The organism is Streptomyces sp. NPDC031497 (assembly GCF_055580905.1).
The window spans coordinates 38,236-56,802 of sequence record NZ_JBVIKO010000024.1 but is presented as its reverse complement, the minus strand read 5'-3'; the positions used below and the strand labels follow the sequence as shown (position 1 = coordinate 56,802).

The following is an 18,567-nucleotide window of genomic DNA, read 5'->3' as shown; positions in this document are numbered from 1 at the left end:
GGCGCGGGGCGGAGGCGACCGGTGCGGTCCGATCCGGGACGGAGACGCGGTCCGATCCGGGACCGAGGGCGTTGATCCGGGGATGTTCCCTCTCTTCCGGCCGTTGACATGCCATCCGCACATGCATACGTGTCACACTGCCGACTCCGTACGACGCGAGGGAACAACCGGAGACCATGGACACCAGCACAGCGACCTCTCTCTGGGACGAGCTGATCGGCACCCAGCCCGACCCGGACCTGTGGGTGGTGATCGCGACGCTCGCCGCCGCGGCCGCCGTGGTCGTCCCGCACACCGTGTGGCGGATATCCCGCAACGCCATCACGATCGCCCACGAAGGCGGCCACGGCCTGGTCGCCCTGCTCACCGGCCGCCAGCTCACCGGCATCCGCCTGCACTCCGACACCAGCGGCCTCACGGTCAGCCGGGGCAAGCCGCACGGCCTGGGCATGATCCTGACGGCGGCGGCCGGCTACACCGCGCCCCCGCTGCTCGGCCTGGGCGGCGCGGCCCTGCTCGGCGCCGGCCGCATCACCCTTCTGCTGTGGGTCGCGACGGCCCTGCTCATCGCCATGCTGGTGATGATCCGCAACGCGTACGGCGTCCTGACCGTGTTCCTGACGGGCGGCGCGTTCCTGCTGGTGTCCTGGCTGGCGGGGCCCCAGGTGCAGGCGGCGTTCGCGTACGCGGTGGTGTGGTTCCTGCTGCTGGGCGGCGTACGCCCGGCGTTCGAGCTCCAGGCGAAGCGCTCACGGGGCGGCGCCGGCGACTCGGACGCGGACCAGCTCTCCCGCCTGACCCACGTACCGGCAGGCATGTGGCTGTTCCTGTTCCACGCGGTGTCCCTGTGTTCACTGATCGGCGGAGGCCGCTGGCTGCTCGAAAGATGACCGCCGCATCCCATCCGACGCGGCCGCAGCCAACCAAGGCACACAGCCGACCTGAGCGCCCCCAACCAAGACACCCGGCCGACCTGAGCGCACCCAACCAAGGGGCGCGGGGAACTGCGCGACCAGCCCCCACGGACCCGCACCGAACGACGGCCTCCCCGCGAAGCGACCCGCACCCAAAACGACGGCCACCCCGCGAAGCGACCCGCACCCAAAACGACGGCCTCCCCCGCGGAGCGACCCGCACTCCCACCCCGGCCTCCCACTAAAGTGGCCCCATGGCCGCAAACCCCACCGCACCAACCGCCCTCTGGCCCGCCCCCCATGCAAGCGGGGCCGTCGACGCGACGGTCCACGTGCCCGGGTCCAAGTCGGTCACCAACCGCGCCCTCGTCCTCGCCGCACTCGCCTCCGAGCCCGGCTGGCTGCGCCGCCCCCTCCGGTCCCGCGACACCCTGCTGATGGCCGGCGCCCTGCGCGCGATGGGCGTCGGCATCGACGAGACGGTGTCTTCCAGCTCCTCCGGCGCCGGCGGCCCCGACGGCTCCGGCGAGGCCTGGCGCGTGCTCCCCGCCGGCCTCCGCGGCCCCGCCACGGTGGACGTCGGCAACGCCGGCACCGTGATGCGCTTCCTGCCGCCCGTCGCCACCCTCGCCGCCGGCGACATCCGCTTCGACGGCGACCCCCGTTCCTACGAGCGGCCCCTGCACGGCGTGATCGACGCCCTGCGCGCCCTCGGCGCCCGGATCGACGACGACGGCCGGGGCACGCTCCCGCTGACCGTGCACGGCAGCGGCGCTCTGGAGGGCGGCCCGGTGTCGATCGACGCCTCGTCCTCGTCCCAGTTCGTGTCGGCCCTGCTGCTCTCCGGTCCGCGGTTCAACCAGGGCGTGGAGGTCCGCCACATCGGCGCGACGCTCCCCTCCCTCCCGCACATCCGGATGACCGTCGACATGCTGCGCGCGGTCGGCGCCCAGGTGGACACCCCGGAGTCGGGCGGCGAGCCGAACGTCTGGCGGGTCACCCCGGGCGCCCTGCTCGGCCGGGACCTGACCGTCGAGCCGGACCTCTCGAACGCCCAGCCGTTCCTCGCCGCCGCCCTGGTGACGGGCGGCAAGGTGCTGATCCCGGACTGGCCGTCGCGTACCACCCAGCCGGGCGACCGGCTGCGCGAGATCTTCACCGAGATGGGCGGTTCCTGCGAACTGACCGAGTACGGCCTGGAGTTCACCGGTTCCGGCCGGATCCACGGGGTCGACGTCGACCTGCGTGACGTGGGCGAACTGACCCCCGGCATCGCGGCGGTCGCCGCCCTCGCCGACTCCCCCTCCACCCTCCGGGGCGTGTCCCATCTCCGTCTCCACGAGACGGACCGGCTGGCCGCGCTCACCAAGGAGATCAACGAGCTGGGCGGTGACGTCACCGAGACCGCCGACGGCCTGCACATCCGCCCGCGCAGGCTGCACGGCGGGGTCTTCCACACCTACGAGGACCACCGCATGGCCACGGCCGGTGCGATCATCGGCCTGGCCGTGGAGGGCGTTCAGATCGAGAACGTGGCGACCACGGCGAAGACCCTGCCGGACTTCCCCGACCTGTGGACCGGGATGCTCGGGAGCGACGGGGCCTAGGGGCGTACGACGATGCGCCGCTACGGCAAGCACACCGACGAGGACGACATCCGTCAGCGCCCCAACCGCAAGGGCACCCGGCCTCGTACGCACATCCGCCCCGCGCACGAGGAAGCGGCCGAGGGCATGGTCCTCACCGTCGACCGGGGCCGGCTGACCTGCCTGGTCGAGGACCGTACGGTCCTGGCGATGAAGGCGCGCGAGCTGGGCCGCAAGGCGGCGGTGGTCGGTGACCGGGTGGCCCTGGTGGGCGATCTGTCCGGCAGGAAGGACACCCTGGCCCGGATCGTGCGCATCGAGGACCGGACGTCCGTGCTCCGCCGCACCGCCGACGACGACGATCCGTTCGAGCGGGTGGTCGTCGCCAACGCCGACCAGCTGGCGATCGTCACGGCCCTGGCCGACCCGGAACCCCGCCCGCGTCTCATCGACCGCTGCCTGGTCGCGGCCTTCGACGCCGGCCTCACCCCGCTCCTGGTCATGACCAAGTCGGACCTGGCCCCGCCGGACAAGCTCCTGGAGCTGTACGGCCACCTGGAGATCCCCTACGTGGTCACGAGCCGTGCGGAACTGGAGACGGGGGCTGCGGCCCGCGTGGTCCAGGACCATCTGGACGGCAAGATCACGGCGTTCGTCGGCCACTCGGGCGTCGGCAAGACAACGCTGGTGAACGCCCTGGTCCCCGAGGACCTCCGGCGGACGACGGGCCATGTGAACGCGGTGACCGGCCGGGGCCGCCACACCACGACCTCCGCTCTGGCCCTTCCCCTCACCGGCGGTGGGGGCACCTCCCGCTCGAGCGAAGCCGAGAGTGGGGGAGGCTGGGTCATCGACACCCCGGGCGTCCGCTCCTTCGGGCTGGCGCACATCGACCCGTCCCGGGTGATCCTCGCCTTCCCCGACCTGGAGCCCGGCACGGTGAACTGTCCGCGCGCGTGCAGCCACGACGAGCCGGACTGCGCGCTGGACGAGTGGGTCGCCGAGGGCCACGCGGACCCGGCCCGTCTCTACTCGCTGCGCCGTCTCCTGTCGACACGCGAACGCACGGAAGGCGACTGACCACCGCGTTGTTTGTCCTGACCCGAGTTCGGTAAGTGCATAATCGCACCGAGCTGGCTTTACGGGAGGACGGCACATGGCGTGGCTGCTGGTGATCGTGGCCGGAATTCTGGAGACCGGCTTCGCCGTGTGCCTCAAGCTGTCCCACGGCTTCACCCGTCTATGGCCGACGATCGCGTTCGCGTCCTTCGCCCTGGGCAGCTTCGGCCTGCTGACCCTCTCCCTCAAGAAGCTGGACGTGGGCCCGGCCTACGCGGTGTGGACAGGCATCGGGGCGGCGGGCACGGCGATCTACGGCATGATCTTCCTGGGCGACCTGGTGTCCACCCTGAAGATCATCTCCATCAGCCTGGTGATCGCGGGCGTGATCGGCCTCCAGCTCTCGGGCTCGACACACTGACAAACTCGCCCCAAAGGGGCGCGGGGCCGTATCAATATGCGGCTATCGCCGCGTGGGCGCGCCAAGCCCCCACGCACCCGCAGCCCGCGCCACCCCTCACCCCCGTCACACCGGCTGCCGCGGCAGCGCCCCCCGCACCAGCTCCGCCACTCCGCCCTCCCCCGGCGGCGCGGCCACACACGACAGCGCGAGCCGCACCACGAGCTCGCACGACCGGGCCAGCTCACCGTTCCCCCGCACTGCTCCCGGTCCCGACAGCACCGCCACCGCCCGGTCCCGCACGATCTGCACGAAGTCCCCGGGAGAAGGCAGCGGCCCGTCCGCCCTCCGCTGCGCCGGCACCGCCGAGGAAGACGGCACCGCGGTCAGCGTCGGCGATGGCAGCCGCTCGCTCCAGCACCCCGTGAGCATCGCCCGTACCAGCACGTTCTCCCGAGCCGCCGCGGCCATCCACTCGGCCGTCGCCGTCAGGCGTTCCCGCACCTCGGTATGGCCGACCAGCGCCCGCTCCACCCCCGCGAGATACCCGTCGGCCTCCCGGCGGACCAGCGCCCTCGCCAGGCCTTCCTTGCTGCCGAACTCGTTGTACAGCGTCTGCCGGGACACCCCGGCCGCCGCGGCCACGTCGACCATCCGCACGGCGGCCCACGGGCGGCGGGCGAGCGCCGTGTACGCGGCGTCCAGCAGGGACTCCCGAGCTGCAGGCATCATCGCCTCCTGGGGCGGGCGGCTCTGCGCCCAGATTTGACGCGCACGATCCCACTGTCAAGGGTTCGCGAAGGCACCGGGGGGCGCCCTTCGGCCAACACACGCGGGTGCGCCGAGGCCACCGCTCACCGCCCGGTCGGCGGAGGTTCGCCTCCCCGAACCACCTCTGTCCCCAGGACATCCCCCGTATCCGCCCCGTGCCTCTGTCCCCAGGACATCCCCCGTATCCGCCCCGTGCCTCTGTAGCCCCGCCCCCACCCCGGCAGATAGCGTTCGTGGCATGCCCGACTACCACGATGACCTGCGGCTCGCCCACGTACTCGCGGACGCGGCCGACGCCGCCACCATGGCCCGCTTCAAGGCCCTCGACCTCAAGGTCGAGACCAAGCCGGACATGACCCCGGTGAGCGAGGCCGACAAGGCCGCCGAGGAGCTGATCCGCGGCCAGTTGCAGCGCGCCCGTCCACGGGACGCGGTCCTCGGTGAGGAGTACGGCATCGAGGGCACCGGCCCGCGCCGCTGGGTGATCGACCCGATCGACGGCACCAAGAACTACGTACGCGGTGTCCCTGTCTGGGCGACCCTGATCTCCCTGATGGAGGCGGCCGAGGGCGGCTACCGGCCGGTCGTCGGCGTGGTCTCCGCACCGGCGCTGGGCCGCCGCTGGTGGGCGGCGCAGGGGCACGGCGCCTACACCGGCCGCAGCCTCTCCTCGGCTACCCGCCTGCACGTCTCCAAGGTCTCGAAGCTGTCCGACGCCTCGTTCGCGTACTCCTCGCTGAGCGGCTGGGACGAGCGGGGGCTGCTGAACGGCTTCCTGGACCTGAGCCGCGAAGTGTGGCGCACGCGCGCGTACGGCGACTTCTGGCCGTACATGATGGTCGCCGAGGGGTCGGTGGACATCTGTGCCGAGCCGGAGCTGTCCCTGTGGGACATGGCGGCGACCGCGATCGTCGTGACGGAGGCCGGCGGCACCTTCACCGGCCTGGACGGCCGCCCCGGCCCACACAGCGGCAACGCGGCCGCGTCCAACGGTCTGCTCCACGAGGAGCTGTTGTCGTACCTCACCCAGCGTTACTGAAACAGCCTTCTGAGGCAGAACAGGGCAGTCTTCTCCAGCACATATGAGCGCGTGCGCCCTCAGTTGGCTACACACACCCCCTTGTTGACCCGGGCTTTACCTGCCACCCTGTGAGAACCCCCACTTTGTGCATTTGTGAATCGCTGAACTATCTCCGCGGTTCCCTAGGAGGTGGCACCTTTCATGCTCGTCCGTGACGCCATGAGCACGGTGGTCCTCACCGTCGGCCCCGCCCACACACTCCGCCAGGCAGCCGCCCTGATGTCCGCGCGTCGCGTGGGCGCGGCGATCGTCCACGACCCCGACGCCGGCGGCATCGGCATCCTCACCGAACGCGACATCCTGAACTCCGTCGGCCTGGGCCAGAACCCTGACACGGAGCCCATCCACGCCCACACCACCAACGACGTCGTCTTCGCCACCCCGACCTGGACCCTGGAGGAGGCGGCCCGGGCGATGGCCCACGGCGGCTTCCGCCACCTGATCGTCCTCGACGGCGGCGAACCGGCCGGCATCGTCTCGGTCCGCGACATCATCCGCTGCTGGGTCGGCACCCGCGCCCCGCAACCCGTCTAGCGCGCGAAGGTCTCGGTCTGCTTGCCGACCTCGGAGAGAAACGCGGCGCGCGTGCACGGCGTGACGTCCGGGGTGACCGTGACGGTTCCGTAGGTGCCCGCACCGCGTGCGTGCACCACGCTCCCCCACTGCCTTAGAAGCGCGGGGGAACCCCCATCGGGATGCGTTCACGGTTGGCGAGCTTCTCCCGCAGGAGCTGGTCCCGCACCAGGACCGGGCCGCCGACACCGGCGGTCTCGCTGTTCTGGTCGTCGGCCACCGGCGCATCGGCGTCGGTGGTCAGCGGCCCCTGCGCGCCACACCTGCCTCCCGAGTCTTTTCGCACCATTCCTGTCACTTTGCTGGAACGAGCCAGATCCTATATTGGACTTAATCCAAATCAAGGTCAGATCCAAAGTCACACTCGTTCGGAAAATGGTCAGCCTGCTGTTAAGCTGGTGAGCATGAGTGACCTTCTGGACCGGCTGCGTGGACGCGGATGGCGGATGACCGCGCAGCGACGCGTCGTGGCCGAGGTCCTCGACGGCGAACACGTCCACCTGACGGCCGACGAGGTCCACGCCAGGGCCGTCACCAAGCTGCCGGAGATCTCCCGGGCGACCGTCTACAACACCCTCGGCGAGCTGGTCTCGCTCGGCGAAGTGCTCGAGGTCTCGACGGACAAGCGCGCCAAGAGGTACGACCCGAACGCGCACCGGCCGCACCACCACCTGGTCTGCGCCCAGTGCGGCTCGATCCGCGACGTCCACCCGACCGGCAACCCGCTGGCCGACCTCCCCGCCTCGGAGCGGTTCGGCTTCACGGTCTCCGACGTCGAGGTGACGTACCGCGGCCTGTGCCCGGACTGCGCGGCGGCCGCCTGACGAACGTCCCGAAAGGCCCCGGCACTCACGGCGAGTGCCGGGGCCCTCGTGTCGTATCTCTTCGCCGTACACGGGGTTCCCGAATCTGACGGACCGTCATATGGTCTTCGGGTCCGCACTCTTGCGAGGAGATCCCGTGGGAGAGCCGTATCAGCCGCCTCCGGCGTACCCGAAGCTCCACGCCCATGCCCTGACCCGCGTCTTCGGCCGGTCCCCGCACGCGGTCGACGCCCTCGGTCCGCTCGACCTGGCCGTCGCGCCCGGTGAGTTCGTCTGTCTGGTCGGGCCCTCGGGCTGCGGCAAGTCGACCCTGCTGCGGATCGCGGCCGGCCTGCTCCGCCCGAGCGCCGGCCGGCTGGAGATCCGCACCGACAGCCCCCGCCCGGCCGCGATGATCTTCCAGGACTACGGCATCTACGACTGGAAGACGGTCCTCGCCAACGTCCGTTTCGGCCTCGACGTACAGCGCGTCCCGCGCCGCGCGGCGAACGCACGCGCCGGGGACTGGCTGGCCCGGCTGGGGCTCGCGGACTTCGCCGACGCCTACCCCGCGACCCTCTCGGGCGGGATGCGCCAGCGGGTGGCGATCGCCCGCGCCCTGGCCGTGGAGCCCGAACTCCTCCTCATGGACGAGCCGTTCGCCGCCCTGGACGCCCAGCTGCGGGTGATCCTCCAGGACGAACTCCTCGACCTCACCCAGGCCCTGCGCACCACCACCCTCTTCATCACACACAGCCTGGAGGAGGCGCTGGTCCTCGGCGACCGGGTGCTGGTGATGTCCGCCCGCCCGGGCCGGATCATCGCCGAGCACCGCCCGCCGTTCCCGCGCCCGCGCACCGGCGGGATCCGCGACACCCCCGAGTTCACGGCGCTGAAGAGCGAACTGTGGGAGCTGCTGCGCAAGGAGGCGGTACCGGCATGACGACCCTCACCCCGGACCGCGAGACCCGTGTCCTGGTGCGCGCCCCCGGCCCCGCCGAACTCCGTCCCGCCCGCACCCACCGGCGCCGGCGCGCGCTGGAGCTGACCCTGGCGACCGCCGTCCCCGTCCTCCTGGTCCTCCTGTGGCAGCTGGCCGCGACCCAGGCCTGGATCGACGACCGCGTCTACCCGGCGCCGTCCACGATCCTCTCCGACGGCTGGGACCGGGCGTCGGCGGGCGACCTGTGGCCGGACGTCCGCGCGACCACCCGCCGGGTGCTCGCGGGCTACGCGGCGGGTACGGCGGCCGGCTATCTGCTGGGCCTGCTGATGGGCTCCCTCCCGCTGGTCAAGGCGGCCCTGGAGCCGCTCCTGGACGCCCTGTACGTGGTACCGAAGCTGGCCCTGCTCCCGGTCTTCCTCAACATGTTCGGCCTGGGCGAAGGCCCGCAGGTGGCCCTGGTGGCGGTCACGGTCTTCTTCTTCGTGTGGATCTCCACGATGTCGGCGGTGATCGCCGTCCCCTCCGGCCACCGTGACGCGGGCCGGGTCTTCGGCGCCTCGCCCTGGCAGATGTTCCGCCATGTCCTGCTGCCGGCCTCGCTCCCGGCGGTCCTGGTCGGCGCGCGGATCGCCGCGGGAGTGGCGGTCCTGGTGATCGTCGCCTCCGAGCAGATCGCGGCCTCGGACGGCCTCGGCCACCTCATCTTCGACTCGCGCGCGCTGTTCCAGAACGACGTGATGTTCGTGGGGATCGTCTGCGTCGCCGTCCTGGGCGTGGTCTTCTCCGAGCTGATCCGGCTCGCCGGCCGCCTGCTCACCCCGTGGGCGCCGCGGGACCGGGGACGGGGGCAGTCATGAGAGCGCGTCGCTACGCGGTCGCGGCAGCCGCGCTGGCCCTGCTGGCGACGGCCTGCTCGGCGAAGCACGCCGAGGACCGGGAGACGGCCACGGCACCTCGCACGGTCCGCCCGGTGGCGGGCTGCGGCCAGGGGTCCTGGACCGACCCGGCCGACCTCTCGCCGACGAGGACCCCGGCCCGGTGCTCCCCCGGCAAGCCCGCGGCCCGGCCCCTGGCAAAACCCCGCAAGATCACCATCGCGACCGGCACCCTGAGCGCGGAGTACGTGGCACCTCTCGAAGTGGCCCTGGACAAAGGCGAGTTCAAAGCGGAGGGCCTGGACGTCACGCTGAAGGTGCTGCCCACGCCGGACGCGCTTCCCTTGCTGGCCAAGGGGGACATCGACGCGATGTGGGCGGCGCCCGAGGCGGCCGTGATGAACGGCGTCCGCGGCGGCTTCGACATCAAGTGGGTCGCGGGCAACTTCTCGCCCGACCCGGAGTCGCGGAGCGGCCTGTGGGTGCGCCTGAAGAACGGCGAGAACGCGTCCGGCGTGGAGATGGCGGGGCGCACCCTGGGCACGATGATCGGCAAGGGCTCGGTGATCGCGTACCCCATGCAGAAGGCGCTGGCGAGCCATGGCGGGGGCCTGGACCGGATCCGCTACCAGCAACTGGGCTCGGCCGACGTCCTCACGGCCCTGCGGAACGGCGGCGTCGACTCGGCCTGGCTGCTGGACCCGGTGTGGCGCCAGGTCACCGGGAAGGCCGGCTACGCGTTCCTGGGCGGCCAGCCGCAGGGCGAGCCACTGGGCGGGATGCTGTACGGCCGCACCCTCCTGAACGACGACGTCGACGCGGGAGTGGCGCTGCTCAGGGCCTACATCCGCACGGTCGACACGTACTTCGCCGGCGACTACAAGTCGGACGCGGACTTCGTCACGTACCTCGCGAAGCTGCTGAGGACCGACCCCGCGATCCTGCGCTCGACCCCGCCGCTGCACATGGACTGGGAGATCCGCGCGGGCACGACGACACGTCTGCAGGCGGCGTACCGGGCCCAGGGCGTCGCGTCGGGCGCCCCGCTCCCCGAGTCCCGGACGGTGGACCGGGCGCTCTACGAGGAGGCGGTGGGTCACGTCCCGTAGCCGCACCCGCGTCGGAACGGAGACCTCTGAACCAAAGTCCCGGAACACCAAAGTCCCGGAACAAAAACCGAGGGCCGGAATCCGTTTCCGGATTCCGGCCCTCGGCCTTCAGTAGCGGGGACAGGATTTGAACCTGCGACCTCTGGGTTATGAGCCCAGCGAGCTACCGAGCTGCTCCACCCCGCGTCGATGAACAGAACACTACGTGAGGGATGCGAGCAGAAGCAAATCCATTGCGGTCAGCCCACCTGATCTGCGGAAATGCGCAGCTCAGGCCGACAGCTCCTCGCGCAGCGCGTCCCGTAGCCGCCCCGCCCGCTCGGTCACCTCGGCCGGTCCCAGCGCCACCGCCCGGTCGGCCCACCGCTGCCCCTCGGCCAGCTCGCCACGACGCGCGTAGACCAGGGCCAGCCGCAACGCCGCCCGCCCGTGCCCCGCGTCGGCGGCCCGCTGCCACCACACGGCGGCCTCGGGCTCGCTCCCCTCCCGGGCCAGCAGCAGCCCCAGGTTGAACGCGCCGTTCCGTGACCCGGCCTCGGCCGCGACGCGGTACCACCGCGCCGCCTCCACCACGTCCCCGCGCGCCGCGGCGAGCATCCCGACCCGAACCTGGGCGCGCCGGTGCCCCTGCGAGGCGGCGCGCTCGTACCACTCCTCGCACTCGGTCTTGGTGTGCAGCGAGGACTCCCCGAGCTCGTGCTCGGAGACCGCCGGCCTGCGCGCGTCGAGCACGGCGGCCAGCCGGTAGGCGGCCTCCGCGCTGCCGCCGCCCGCGGCGCACCGCAGATGCCGCTCGGCGGCGGCCTCGTCGCCCTCCCGCAGCCGGGCGATGCCGACCTGGAGCGCCGCCTCGGTGTGCCCGGCGGCGGCCGCCCGCTCGTAGCAGCGCAGCGCGACACGGTCCTCGCCGCGCCCGGCGTAGAGGATCCCGAGGTTGAACGCGGCGTCCACGCTGCCGGCCTCGGCGGCCTTGGAGAACCACGGTTCGGCGCCGGCCGTGTCGCCGCCCTGGAGCAGCAGGATGGCGAGCGCGTTGGCCGCCTCCCGGTGCCCCGCGTAGGCGGCCCGCCGGTACCACTGCTCGGCCTGCGCGGTCCGCCCCTGTTCGGCACAGAGCAGCCCGAGGTTGTACGCCCCGTTGTCGTCGCCGGCGTCCATCGCCGCCCGGTACCAGCGCTCGGCGGTCTGGGTCTCGCCGCGCTCGGCGTGCAGCGCGCCGAGCGCGTTGGCGGCGTTGCCGTCGCCGTCCTGGGCGGCCCGCAGCCACCACACGGCGGCGCTCTCGGTGTCCCCGGCGTCGCGCAGCAGGAAGCCGAGCGCGCAGGCGGCCCGGGGCTCGCCGTCCTTGGCGGAGGTCAGATACCAGCGCCCGGCCTCCTTGAGCGCGCCGCGTCGCTCCAGGATCGCCCCGAGGTGCAGCGCGGCCCGCCGGTGGCCGCGGGCGGCGGCCTGCCGGTACCACTGCTCGGCCTCTTCGGTCTCCGCGGCCCCGGCGGTGCTCTCCGCGCCGACACCGTTGTCGGCCCCGGCCTCGCCCTCGTCCGCGCCCGCTCTGCGGTCGAGCGCGCGCGCCAGCCGGTACGCCGCCTCCCGGTGCCCGCGCTCGGCGGCGGCCCGCATCCACTGACCGGCGTTCGCGTCGCCGCGGTGCTCCAGCAGATCGGCCAGCGCGTAGGCGCCGAGCGCGTGGCCCTGCTCGGCGGACTGGCGCAGCCAGTACTCGGCGGCGGGTTCGTCGCCGCGCTCACGGTGATGCCGGCCCAGGGCATGGGCAGCGGCCGCGGAGCCGGCCACGGCGGCGATCCGCCACCATCCGGCGGCCTCGTCGGGGTAGCCGCGCTGGTGCAGCAGAACGCCGAGGTTGTTGGCGGCGGCACGGTCACCGGCGGCGGTGGCGGCACGCAGCTGGGGTTCGGCCCCGTCGAGGTCGCCACGGCGCAGCAGCATGGCGCCGAGGACACTCATCGACTCGACGTCACCGGCCTCGGCATGGAGCCGGCGTCGTGCCTCTTCAGCGGCCTCGGCGGCCTCGTCGCGGGTCGGCTCCTCGCCCGAAGGCTGCACAAATCGCCCTGTCTCGAACAGAGTTGCCTTGTCCCCCATAACGTCCATCGTCGCACCACCTGCAACCTGGGTACATCCGGTATACCGCAACCCGTGAGGTCACTTCAGCGTTTTGTCGACATGCCCACAGAACGACAAGTCAAACACATCTCTGCCAACTCCCCACAGCGGCACGGCGACCTCGCGCACCGGTACATGCGTTCGCCGTCCGTCCGGACACGGGCGCCGACCGTCCGGACACCACGAGCCGCCGGTCCGGGCGCCGTTGGCCGCCTGCCCGCACACCACGAAGGCCCGGATCCAAAAGGATCCGGGCCTTCGATTTCAGTAGCGGGGACAGGATTTGAACCTGCGACCTCTGGGTTATGAGCCCAGCGAGCTACCGAGCTGCTCCACCCCGCGCCGTTGTGTTCAAACCGTACCACGGCGCGGGGCGGGCGCGATCATCCGCTCGGACTGGGGCTGCTGCTCGCGCCCGGGCTCGCGCTGGTGCCGGGGCTCGCACTGGCGCTGGGCTTCGGGGTGCTGCCGGACGATGTGCCACTGCCGGTCTTGTCGGCCTTGGACTGCGCCGCCTCGGCCCGGCTGAGCGCGTCCTGCAACTCGTCCTGGGCCTTGCCGTACGCCGTCCAGTCGCCCTTCTTGAGGGCCTCCTGGCCCGCCTCGAAGGCCTTCTGGGCGTCGTTCAGCGCCTGTTGGACCGTCGGGTTGCCGGATGCCGGCGGCGTGGTCGTCCCGTTGTCGGAGGATCCCGTGTCCGAGGACCCGGTGTCCGAGCCGTTCGAGCCGAACACCTTGTTGAGCGCCTCGTCGAGGGTGTTCTCGAACTCGGTCCTGCCCTGATAGGTGACCAACACCTTGCGCAACAGTGGGTACTTGACCCCGGCGCCGCGTACATAGACGGGCTCCGCGTACAGCAGGCCCCCGTCCAGCGGCACGGTCAGCAGATTGCCGTACTCGACCTCGGAGTCGCCGCCCTTGAGGAGTTTGATGGCGGCGGCGATCTCCTGTTCGGAGTTGAACTTGCTCTGGACCTGTTTGGGTCCGTCGACGGTCGTGCTGGTCGGCAGTTTCAGGATTCTGATCTTGCCGTAGTCCTTGGAACCGGCTTCGGAGTCGACCGACATGAACGCGCTGAGGTTGTCCCGGCCATTGGGCGTGAACGTCGTGGACAGTGAGAACGTCTGCGCGCTCTGGTCCGGCATCTTCATGCTCAGGTAGTACGGCGGTACCGCGTCTCCCGACTTGTTGCTCGGGTCGTCGGGCACCTGCCACACCTCGCTGCCGGTCAGGAACGTCTGGGCGTCCGTCACGTGGTAGCGGGTGAGCAGTTCGCGCTGCACCTTGAACAGGTCCTGCGGGTACCGGAGATGGTTCATCAGGTCCTGCGAGATGGCGCTCTTGGGCTGCACCGTGCCCGGGAAGGCCTTCATCCAGGTCTTCAGCACCGGGTCCTCGGTGTCCCACTGGTAGAGCTTGACGTCGCCGGTGTACGCGTCGACGGTCGCCTTCACCGAGTTGCGGATGTAGTTGACCTGGTTCTGCTGGGCCACCACCGCGCGGGAGTTGTTGTTCGCGGTCAGCGAGTCGGCGGTGGTGTCACCGAGGGTCGTACGGGAGGCGTAGGGATAGCCGTTCGACGTGGTGTAGGCGTCGACGATCCACTGGATACGGCCGTCCACGATCGCCGGGTACGCGTCGCCGTCGATGGTCAGCCAGGGGGCGACCGCCTCGACCCGCTCCTTGGGCGTGCGGTTGTAAAGGATCCGCGAGCCCTTGCCGATCGCGCCCGAGTACAGGATCTGCGGCTCGTTGAACGCCATCGCGTACGCGGCGCGGTTGATCGGGCTGGAGAGACTGACCCCGCTCTTTCCCTGGTAGCTGGTGAGCTTCTCACCATTGTCGTCGGAGTAGTCGATCTCCTTCTGGGGACCGCCGACGATCGAGTAGGTGTTGGTCTTCTCGCCGTAGTAGACCCGCTGCTGGTACGTCCCCAGGTCGCCCTGGGACGGCAGGTCGGACTCGGTGAAGACCGGCTGGCCCTGGTTGTCGGCCTCGGTGCCCTTCGCGGCGACCACGCCGTAGCCGTGGGTGTAGCGGAAGTGGTCGTTGATCCAGTTGTTCTTCGGGATGCCGGCGAGGTTCAGCTCGCGCAGGCCGATGACGGTGTCCTGGACCTTGCCGTCCTTGGTGTAGCGGTCCACGTCCAGATTGGTCGGGAACGCGTAGTAGTTCCGCATCTGCTGGAGTTGCTGGAACGTCGGCGAGACGATGTTCGGGTCCATGATCCGGATGCTCGCCGTGGCGTCGACGTCGTCCCGGAGCTTGGTCTTGCCCGTGGTCGTGCTCTTGCCCGTGTACTCGGTGACCTGGGTGTCGTCGATGCCGTACGCCTCGCGGGTCGCCTTGAGGTTCTTCTGGACGTACGGGGCTTCCTTGGCCTGCTCGTTGGGCTGGACCTGGAACTTCTGCACGATCGCCGGGTACAGGCCGCCGATGAGGATCGCCGACAGGACCATCAGGCCGAACCCGATGACGGGCAGCTGCCAAGTGCGCCGCCACAGGGTGGCGAAGAACAGCAGCGCGCAGATGACGGCGATGCAGAACAGGATCGTCTTGGCCGGCAGGTACGCGTTCGCGTCGACGTATCTGAGGCCCGTCCAGTTGTCGGTGGCCTTGAAGTCGCTGGACTTGACGGCCAGTCCGTAGCGGTCGAGCCAGTAGGCGACCGCCTTGAGGGCGACGAAGAAGCCGAGCAGCACCGAGAGGTGGCCGGTCGCGGCACCGGTGGCACGCGCGCCGGGGCTGGTCACGCGCAGCCCGCCGTACAGGTAGTGGGTGAGCGCGGCCGCGATCAGGGAGAGGATCGCGGTGGCGAAGCCGAAGCCCAGCAGGAACCGGTACCAGGGCAGGTCGAAGGCGTAGAAGGAGACGTCGAGGTGGAACTGCGGGTCCTTCTGGTGGAAGGGCACGCCGTTGACCCACATCAGCCAGGTGCGCCACTGTCCGGCCGCGGAGGCGCCGGCGATCAGCCCGACCAGCGCGGTGACCGCGAACAGCAGCCACTTCTTGTACGGCGCGATGCCCATCCGGTAGCGGTCCAGGCTCTGCTGCTCCATGGACATGGCGCTCAGCGGCGGCCGCAACCGGTGCGCCAGCCAGATGTTGAAGCCCACCGCGGCCGCCATCAGCAGCCCGAAGACGAAGAACAGCCCGATCTTCGTCCACAGGGTGGTGGTGAACACCGAGGAGTAGTGCACCGACCGGTACCAGAGCCAGTCCGTCCAGAAGCCCGCGAACATGGTGAACGCCATGCCGAGTACGGCCAGGACGCCCAGTGTCATGAGCAGGGTCCGGACTCGCCGGGACGGGCGGCCCGCTCTCATCCGCGGCCCCGTCGGGCCTCCGCCGCGGTCCGGCATCTGGAAAGCCAAGGTGCGCACCTCGAAGTTCGCTGTTTGATTCGCTGTTGATCCGCTTTTGTTGCGTCAGACCCTCTTGTTCGCGGGCCGGACGTGGCCCCCCGTGATCGTGGGGCCACACCTATGCAACTTACTCACGACTTACTCGGTTCCCGATTCCGGCCATGAACGAGGCAGGATTGTGACCATGTCCAACACTCCCATGGCAGCGAACCCGCTCACCCGGGCCGTCCTCGAGATCGACGAGTACGCCTCCGGCCTCGGCTGGGACCAGCCCGCTCGCCTCTTCGCCCTCGTCGACACCGCACGGCTGCGCACCCAGGAACCGGCTCTCGCCGCCCAGCTCGGTCTGGAGGACGAGTCCGTGACCACCGGTCTCACCCCGATCGAGCAGGACGAAGTGCCAACGGACAAGGCGCTGGATGAGTTCCTGGGCACCATCGCCTGGCCGGACGCGGTGGTCGGCTGCGCGCTCACGGTGGAGCGGCTGATGCTGCCGCCGTCCGCCGAGACCCAGGTCCCGGAGGGGCTGAGCGAGGCCAAGCTGGCCAAGTGGGTGGCGCAGCACCCCGACCGCCAGGAGGTCCGGATGACGGTGGGCGTGCTGCGGGACGGCAGCCGCGACGCGGCGGTGCGGCTGCGCGAGAAGGACTCCCCGACGGAGGTCCTCACCGGCCCCGACCTGGTCCCGGGTCTGGCGGAGGCCCTGAAGGCGACGTTCGCGGACTGAGCCTCCCGCACACGGTCGTACGCACTCGTACACGCCCGGCACACGGCACCGGGGGCGCCCCTCGTCAGGAAGGGCGCCCCCGGGCTTTTCCGGTCGTCTGCCGGTCCTCAGCTCTTGGTGCCGCACTTCGGCAGGGCGCCGGTGTCCCCGTCGCGGATGTCCTTGAGGGCGCCGAGGGCGTCGTCGATCGTCTTGACCTTGACCAGGGTGAGACCGCTCGGGGTGCCCTTGGCGGCCTCGGCGCAGTTGTCGGCCGGGGTCAGGAAGTACTGGGCGCCCTTGTCGCGCGCGCCGATGGTCTTCAGGGAGATGCCGCCGATCGGGCCGACCGTGCCGTCGTCGGCGATCGTGCCGGTGCCGGCGACGAACTTGCCGCCGGTGAGGTTGCCCGGGGTGAGCTTGTCGTAGATGCCGAGCGCGAACATGAGGCCCGCGCTCGGTCCGCCGACGTCGGCAAGCTTGATGTCGATGTCGAACGGGAACGTGTGATCGGTCCCGGCGGAGATCCCGACGACGGCCCGCTTCTCCCCGCCGTCGGAGGAGGTGGTCGTGGGGATGGTGACCTTCTCGGTCCTGGTGGCCGTCTTCTTCGCCTTCTCGGCGGCGGCCTGTTCCTTGGCCGGTACGACCGTGAAGACGACGTCCTCGCCGGGCTTGTGCTTGGTCACCAGCGTGGCGACGTCGGCCGGCTCCTTGACCGCCGTACCGTCGACGGCCTTGATCACGTCACCGGCGTGCAGCTTGCCCTCGGACGGCGAGCCCTTGAGGACCGTCGAGACGATGACCCAGGACTTCACCGGGACGCCCAGTTCCTTCAGGGCGGCGACCTTCGCGCTCTCCTGGGACTCGCTGAACTCCTCGGCGTTCTCCTGGGTGGACTGCTGCTCGGTCTTGCCGTCCGGGTAGAGCGTGTCGTGCGGCACGACCTTGGTGTCGTGCGAGAGCCATCCGTAGACGGCCTCCACGAGGTTCATCTTGTAGTCGGCGCTGGTGACCCGGACGGTCGTCATGTTCAGGTGCCCGGAGGTCGCGTAGGTCTTGTGACCGGAGATCTGCAGCACCGGCTCGCCGCCGTGGTCCCCGAGCGTGTTCACGGTAGGACCGGGGGACATCTCCGAGTACGGCACGGTGATGAGCACACCGGCGCACAGGAGCGCGATCAGCATCAGGGTGGAGGCGAGCATCGTCGCGGTGCGGCGTGGCATGCGAAGACAGTACGGGACGGGTCTGTCAGCGCACCGTCAGGGCCACCCGTCAGACATGTCTCAGCTGCCCGAGTGGGACCTCTCCATGGCCTCGCGGAACCGTGCGTATCCGTCGAGTTCGGGCCCGTCGCTCCGGGCTCTCCTGGTCCGATTGGCCCAGCTGCCCCAGAGACCGGCAGCGACCGCGGCCACAAGCGGAATCAGCAACCAGACAAGCGCCCCCATGCCGACCTCCCAACCCCATGACCGTCCGCGACTGACTGATCAGCAGATTAATCATCCGCACTGACAACGCTCACGCGGGGGGTACGGTTACGCAACCGGAAGCCGGACAGGCGTTCTTCAGCAGGCTCCGACCCATTCCTCCGTCCCATCCGAGAACTTCTGGTGCTTCCAGATGGGCACCTCGTGCTTGATGTCGTCGATCAGCTTCCGACAGGCTTCGAAGGCGTCCCCGCGATGCGGACACGACACGCCGACGACCACGGCGACGTCACCCACCCGCAGGTCCCCCACCCGGTGCACCGCCGCCAGCGCACGCACCGGATACTCGGCGACGACCTTCTCCGCGATCCGCCGCATCTCGCTCTCGGCACTGGGATGACACGAATAGCCGAGCGCGTCCACATCGGCGCCCCCGTCGTGGTTCCGCACGGTCCCCACGAACAGCGCGATGCCACCGGCCGCGTCGTCCCCCACGGCCGCGAAGACCTCGTCCACGGAGAGCGCGCTCTCCCGGATCCCGATCAGCTTGACGGGATCTTCGGCACCCAGCTCACCGGGGTGATCGTTCACAGCAGCCATACCCCCATCGTGCCGCACACCCGGGACCGCACGGAATACGACCAACACCAGGCACGCGCGCGTGCGGCTTTGGAGACTCCTACAGCGTGAGCGCTCACGCTCCGGCCCGTCCGGCGTTCGAGGACGAGACCGTCCAGGCCAAGCGGGGGTCCGGGGGCGACAGCCCCCAGGTACGGGGGGCCGAAGGGGGCCGGCCTTCCGGAGGACGGGACGGGTTAAGGGCGG

Annotated in this window: 16 protein-coding genes, 2 tRNA genes and 1 pseudogene; 11 read left to right on the top strand and 8 right to left on the bottom strand. The window is 70.6% G+C overall.

The features are described 5' to 3' along the window. Positions 1–176: 176 nt before the first annotated feature. The 4 genes from ACZ5K7_RS36965 to ACZ5K7_RS36950 all read left to right on the top strand — a co-directional run bounded on the left by ACZ5K7_RS36965 (position 177) and on the right by ACZ5K7_RS36950 (position 3,980). Positions 177–890, top strand: a complete 714-nt coding sequence (locus ACZ5K7_RS36965) for a M50 family metallopeptidase (protein ID WP_351704899.1) — start codon at positions 177–179, stop codon at positions 888–890. A 278-nt stretch (positions 891–1,168) separates the two neighbouring features. After that, a complete protein-coding gene (aroA, locus tag ACZ5K7_RS36960; protein ID WP_468920833.1) occupies positions 1,169–2,521 on the top strand; it encodes a 3-phosphoshikimate 1-carboxyvinyltransferase in 1,353 nt (450 codons plus the stop codon). Between the two features lie 12 nt (positions 2,522–2,533). Next, complete coding sequence (gene rsgA, locus ACZ5K7_RS36955; RefSeq protein WP_351704893.1) at positions 2,534–3,580, top strand: ribosome small subunit-dependent GTPase A; 1,047 nt, start codon at positions 2,534–2,536, stop codon at positions 3,578–3,580. Between the two features lie 76 nt (positions 3,581–3,656). Beyond that, positions 3,657–3,980 (top strand): DMT family transporter, encoded by a 324-nt coding sequence (locus ACZ5K7_RS36950; protein ID WP_360476918.1) that lies wholly within the window; start codon positions 3,657–3,659, stop codon positions 3,978–3,980. A 105-nt stretch (positions 3,981–4,085) separates the two neighbouring features. On the opposite strand, the gene ACZ5K7_RS36945 is transcribed toward ACZ5K7_RS36950, so the two are convergent. Further along, positions 4,086–4,691 carry a TetR/AcrR family transcriptional regulator gene (locus ACZ5K7_RS36945; RefSeq protein ID WP_351704890.1) on the bottom strand — a complete coding sequence of 202 codons (606 nt, stop codon included), beginning with the start codon at positions 4,689–4,691 and terminating at the stop codon, positions 4,086–4,088. A 277-nt stretch (positions 4,692–4,968) separates the two neighbouring features. Between ACZ5K7_RS36945 and hisN the strand changes: the two genes are divergently transcribed. Together hisN and ACZ5K7_RS36935 are read left to right on the top strand one after the other, a co-directional pair. Further along, positions 4,969–5,769, top strand: coding sequence for a histidinol-phosphatase (gene hisN / locus ACZ5K7_RS36940; protein WP_351704887.1), 801 nt, complete (start codon positions 4,969–4,971; stop codon positions 5,767–5,769). A 183-nt stretch (positions 5,770–5,952) separates the two neighbouring features. Continuing rightward, the gene (locus ACZ5K7_RS36935; RefSeq protein ID WP_468920828.1) at positions 5,953–6,345 is read left to right on the top strand and encodes a CBS domain-containing protein; all 393 of its coding nucleotides are present in this window, start codon (positions 5,953–5,955) and stop codon (positions 6,343–6,345) included. Here the strand turns inward: ACZ5K7_RS36935 and ACZ5K7_RS36930 are convergent. Continuing rightward, positions 6,345–6,673, bottom strand: a pseudogene (locus ACZ5K7_RS36930) (catalase); the annotation flags it as partial. The gene ACZ5K7_RS36935 and the pseudogene ACZ5K7_RS36930 sit on opposite strands and share 1 nt — an antisense overlap. Before the next feature lie 115 nt (positions 6,674–6,788). On the opposite strand from ACZ5K7_RS36930, the gene ACZ5K7_RS36925 reads away from it, so the two are divergent. The 4 genes from ACZ5K7_RS36925 to ACZ5K7_RS36910 all read left to right on the top strand — a co-directional run bounded on the left by ACZ5K7_RS36925 (position 6,789) and on the right by ACZ5K7_RS36910 (position 10,117). Beyond that, positions 6,789–7,208, top strand: coding sequence for a Fur family transcriptional regulator (locus tag ACZ5K7_RS36925; RefSeq protein WP_351704881.1), 420 nt, complete (start codon positions 6,789–6,791; stop codon positions 7,206–7,208). Between the two features lie 100 nt (positions 7,209–7,308). Continuing rightward, complete coding sequence (locus ACZ5K7_RS36920) at positions 7,309–8,130, top strand: ABC transporter ATP-binding protein (RefSeq protein WP_468920825.1); 822 nt, start codon at positions 7,309–7,311, stop codon at positions 8,128–8,130. Continuing rightward, entirely contained in the window at positions 8,127–8,990 is an 864-nt protein-coding gene (locus ACZ5K7_RS36915) for an ABC transporter permease (protein ID WP_468920822.1), read from the top strand. The genes ACZ5K7_RS36920 and ACZ5K7_RS36915 overlap by 4 nt, the downstream gene beginning before the upstream one ends. Further along, a complete protein-coding gene (locus tag ACZ5K7_RS36910; protein ID WP_468920819.1) occupies positions 8,987–10,117 on the top strand; it encodes an ABC transporter substrate-binding protein in 1,131 nt (376 codons plus the stop codon). Before ACZ5K7_RS36915 ends, ACZ5K7_RS36910 begins: the two co-directional genes overlap by 4 nt. Before the next feature lie 112 nt (positions 10,118–10,229). On the opposite strand, the gene ACZ5K7_RS36905 is transcribed toward ACZ5K7_RS36910, so the two are convergent. From ACZ5K7_RS36905 to ACZ5K7_RS36890, 4 genes are all read right to left on the bottom strand, one after another. Next, positions 10,230–10,303, bottom strand: a tRNA-Met gene (locus ACZ5K7_RS36905). A gap of 84 nt (positions 10,304–10,387) precedes the next feature. Then, positions 10,388–12,229, bottom strand: coding sequence for a tetratricopeptide repeat protein (locus tag ACZ5K7_RS36900; protein WP_468920816.1), 1,842 nt, complete (start codon positions 12,227–12,229; stop codon positions 10,388–10,390). 280 nt (positions 12,230–12,509) lie between these two features. After that, positions 12,510–12,583 (bottom strand) — tRNA-Met (locus ACZ5K7_RS36895). Between the two features lie 41 nt (positions 12,584–12,624). Then, positions 12,625–15,603: a UPF0182 family membrane protein gene (locus ACZ5K7_RS36890; protein ID WP_468920952.1), complete on the bottom strand. Its 2,979-nt coding sequence runs from the start codon at positions 15,601–15,603 to the stop codon at positions 12,625–12,627. 187 nt (positions 15,604–15,790) lie between these two features. Here ACZ5K7_RS36890 and ACZ5K7_RS36885 point away from each other — a divergent pair, with 187 nt between their 5' ends. Beyond that, entirely contained in the window at positions 15,791–16,333 is a 543-nt protein-coding gene (locus tag ACZ5K7_RS36885; RefSeq protein ID WP_351704866.1) for a PPA1309 family protein, read from the top strand. Positions 16,334–16,440: 107 nt separating this feature from the next. Here ACZ5K7_RS36885 and ACZ5K7_RS36880 read toward each other — a convergent pair whose 3' ends face one another. Both ACZ5K7_RS36880 and ACZ5K7_RS36875 read right to left on the bottom strand, forming a co-directional pair. Next, positions 16,441–17,538 carry a YlbL family protein gene (locus tag ACZ5K7_RS36880; protein ID WP_351704863.1) on the bottom strand — a complete coding sequence of 366 codons (1,098 nt, stop codon included), beginning with the start codon at positions 17,536–17,538 and terminating at the stop codon, positions 16,441–16,443. A 342-nt stretch (positions 17,539–17,880) separates the two neighbouring features. Further along, the gene (locus tag ACZ5K7_RS36875; RefSeq protein ID WP_468920811.1) at positions 17,881–18,342 is read right to left on the bottom strand and encodes a molybdenum cofactor biosynthesis protein MoaE; all 462 of its coding nucleotides are present in this window, start codon (positions 18,340–18,342) and stop codon (positions 17,881–17,883) included. Positions 18,343–18,567 lie beyond the last annotated feature (225 nt).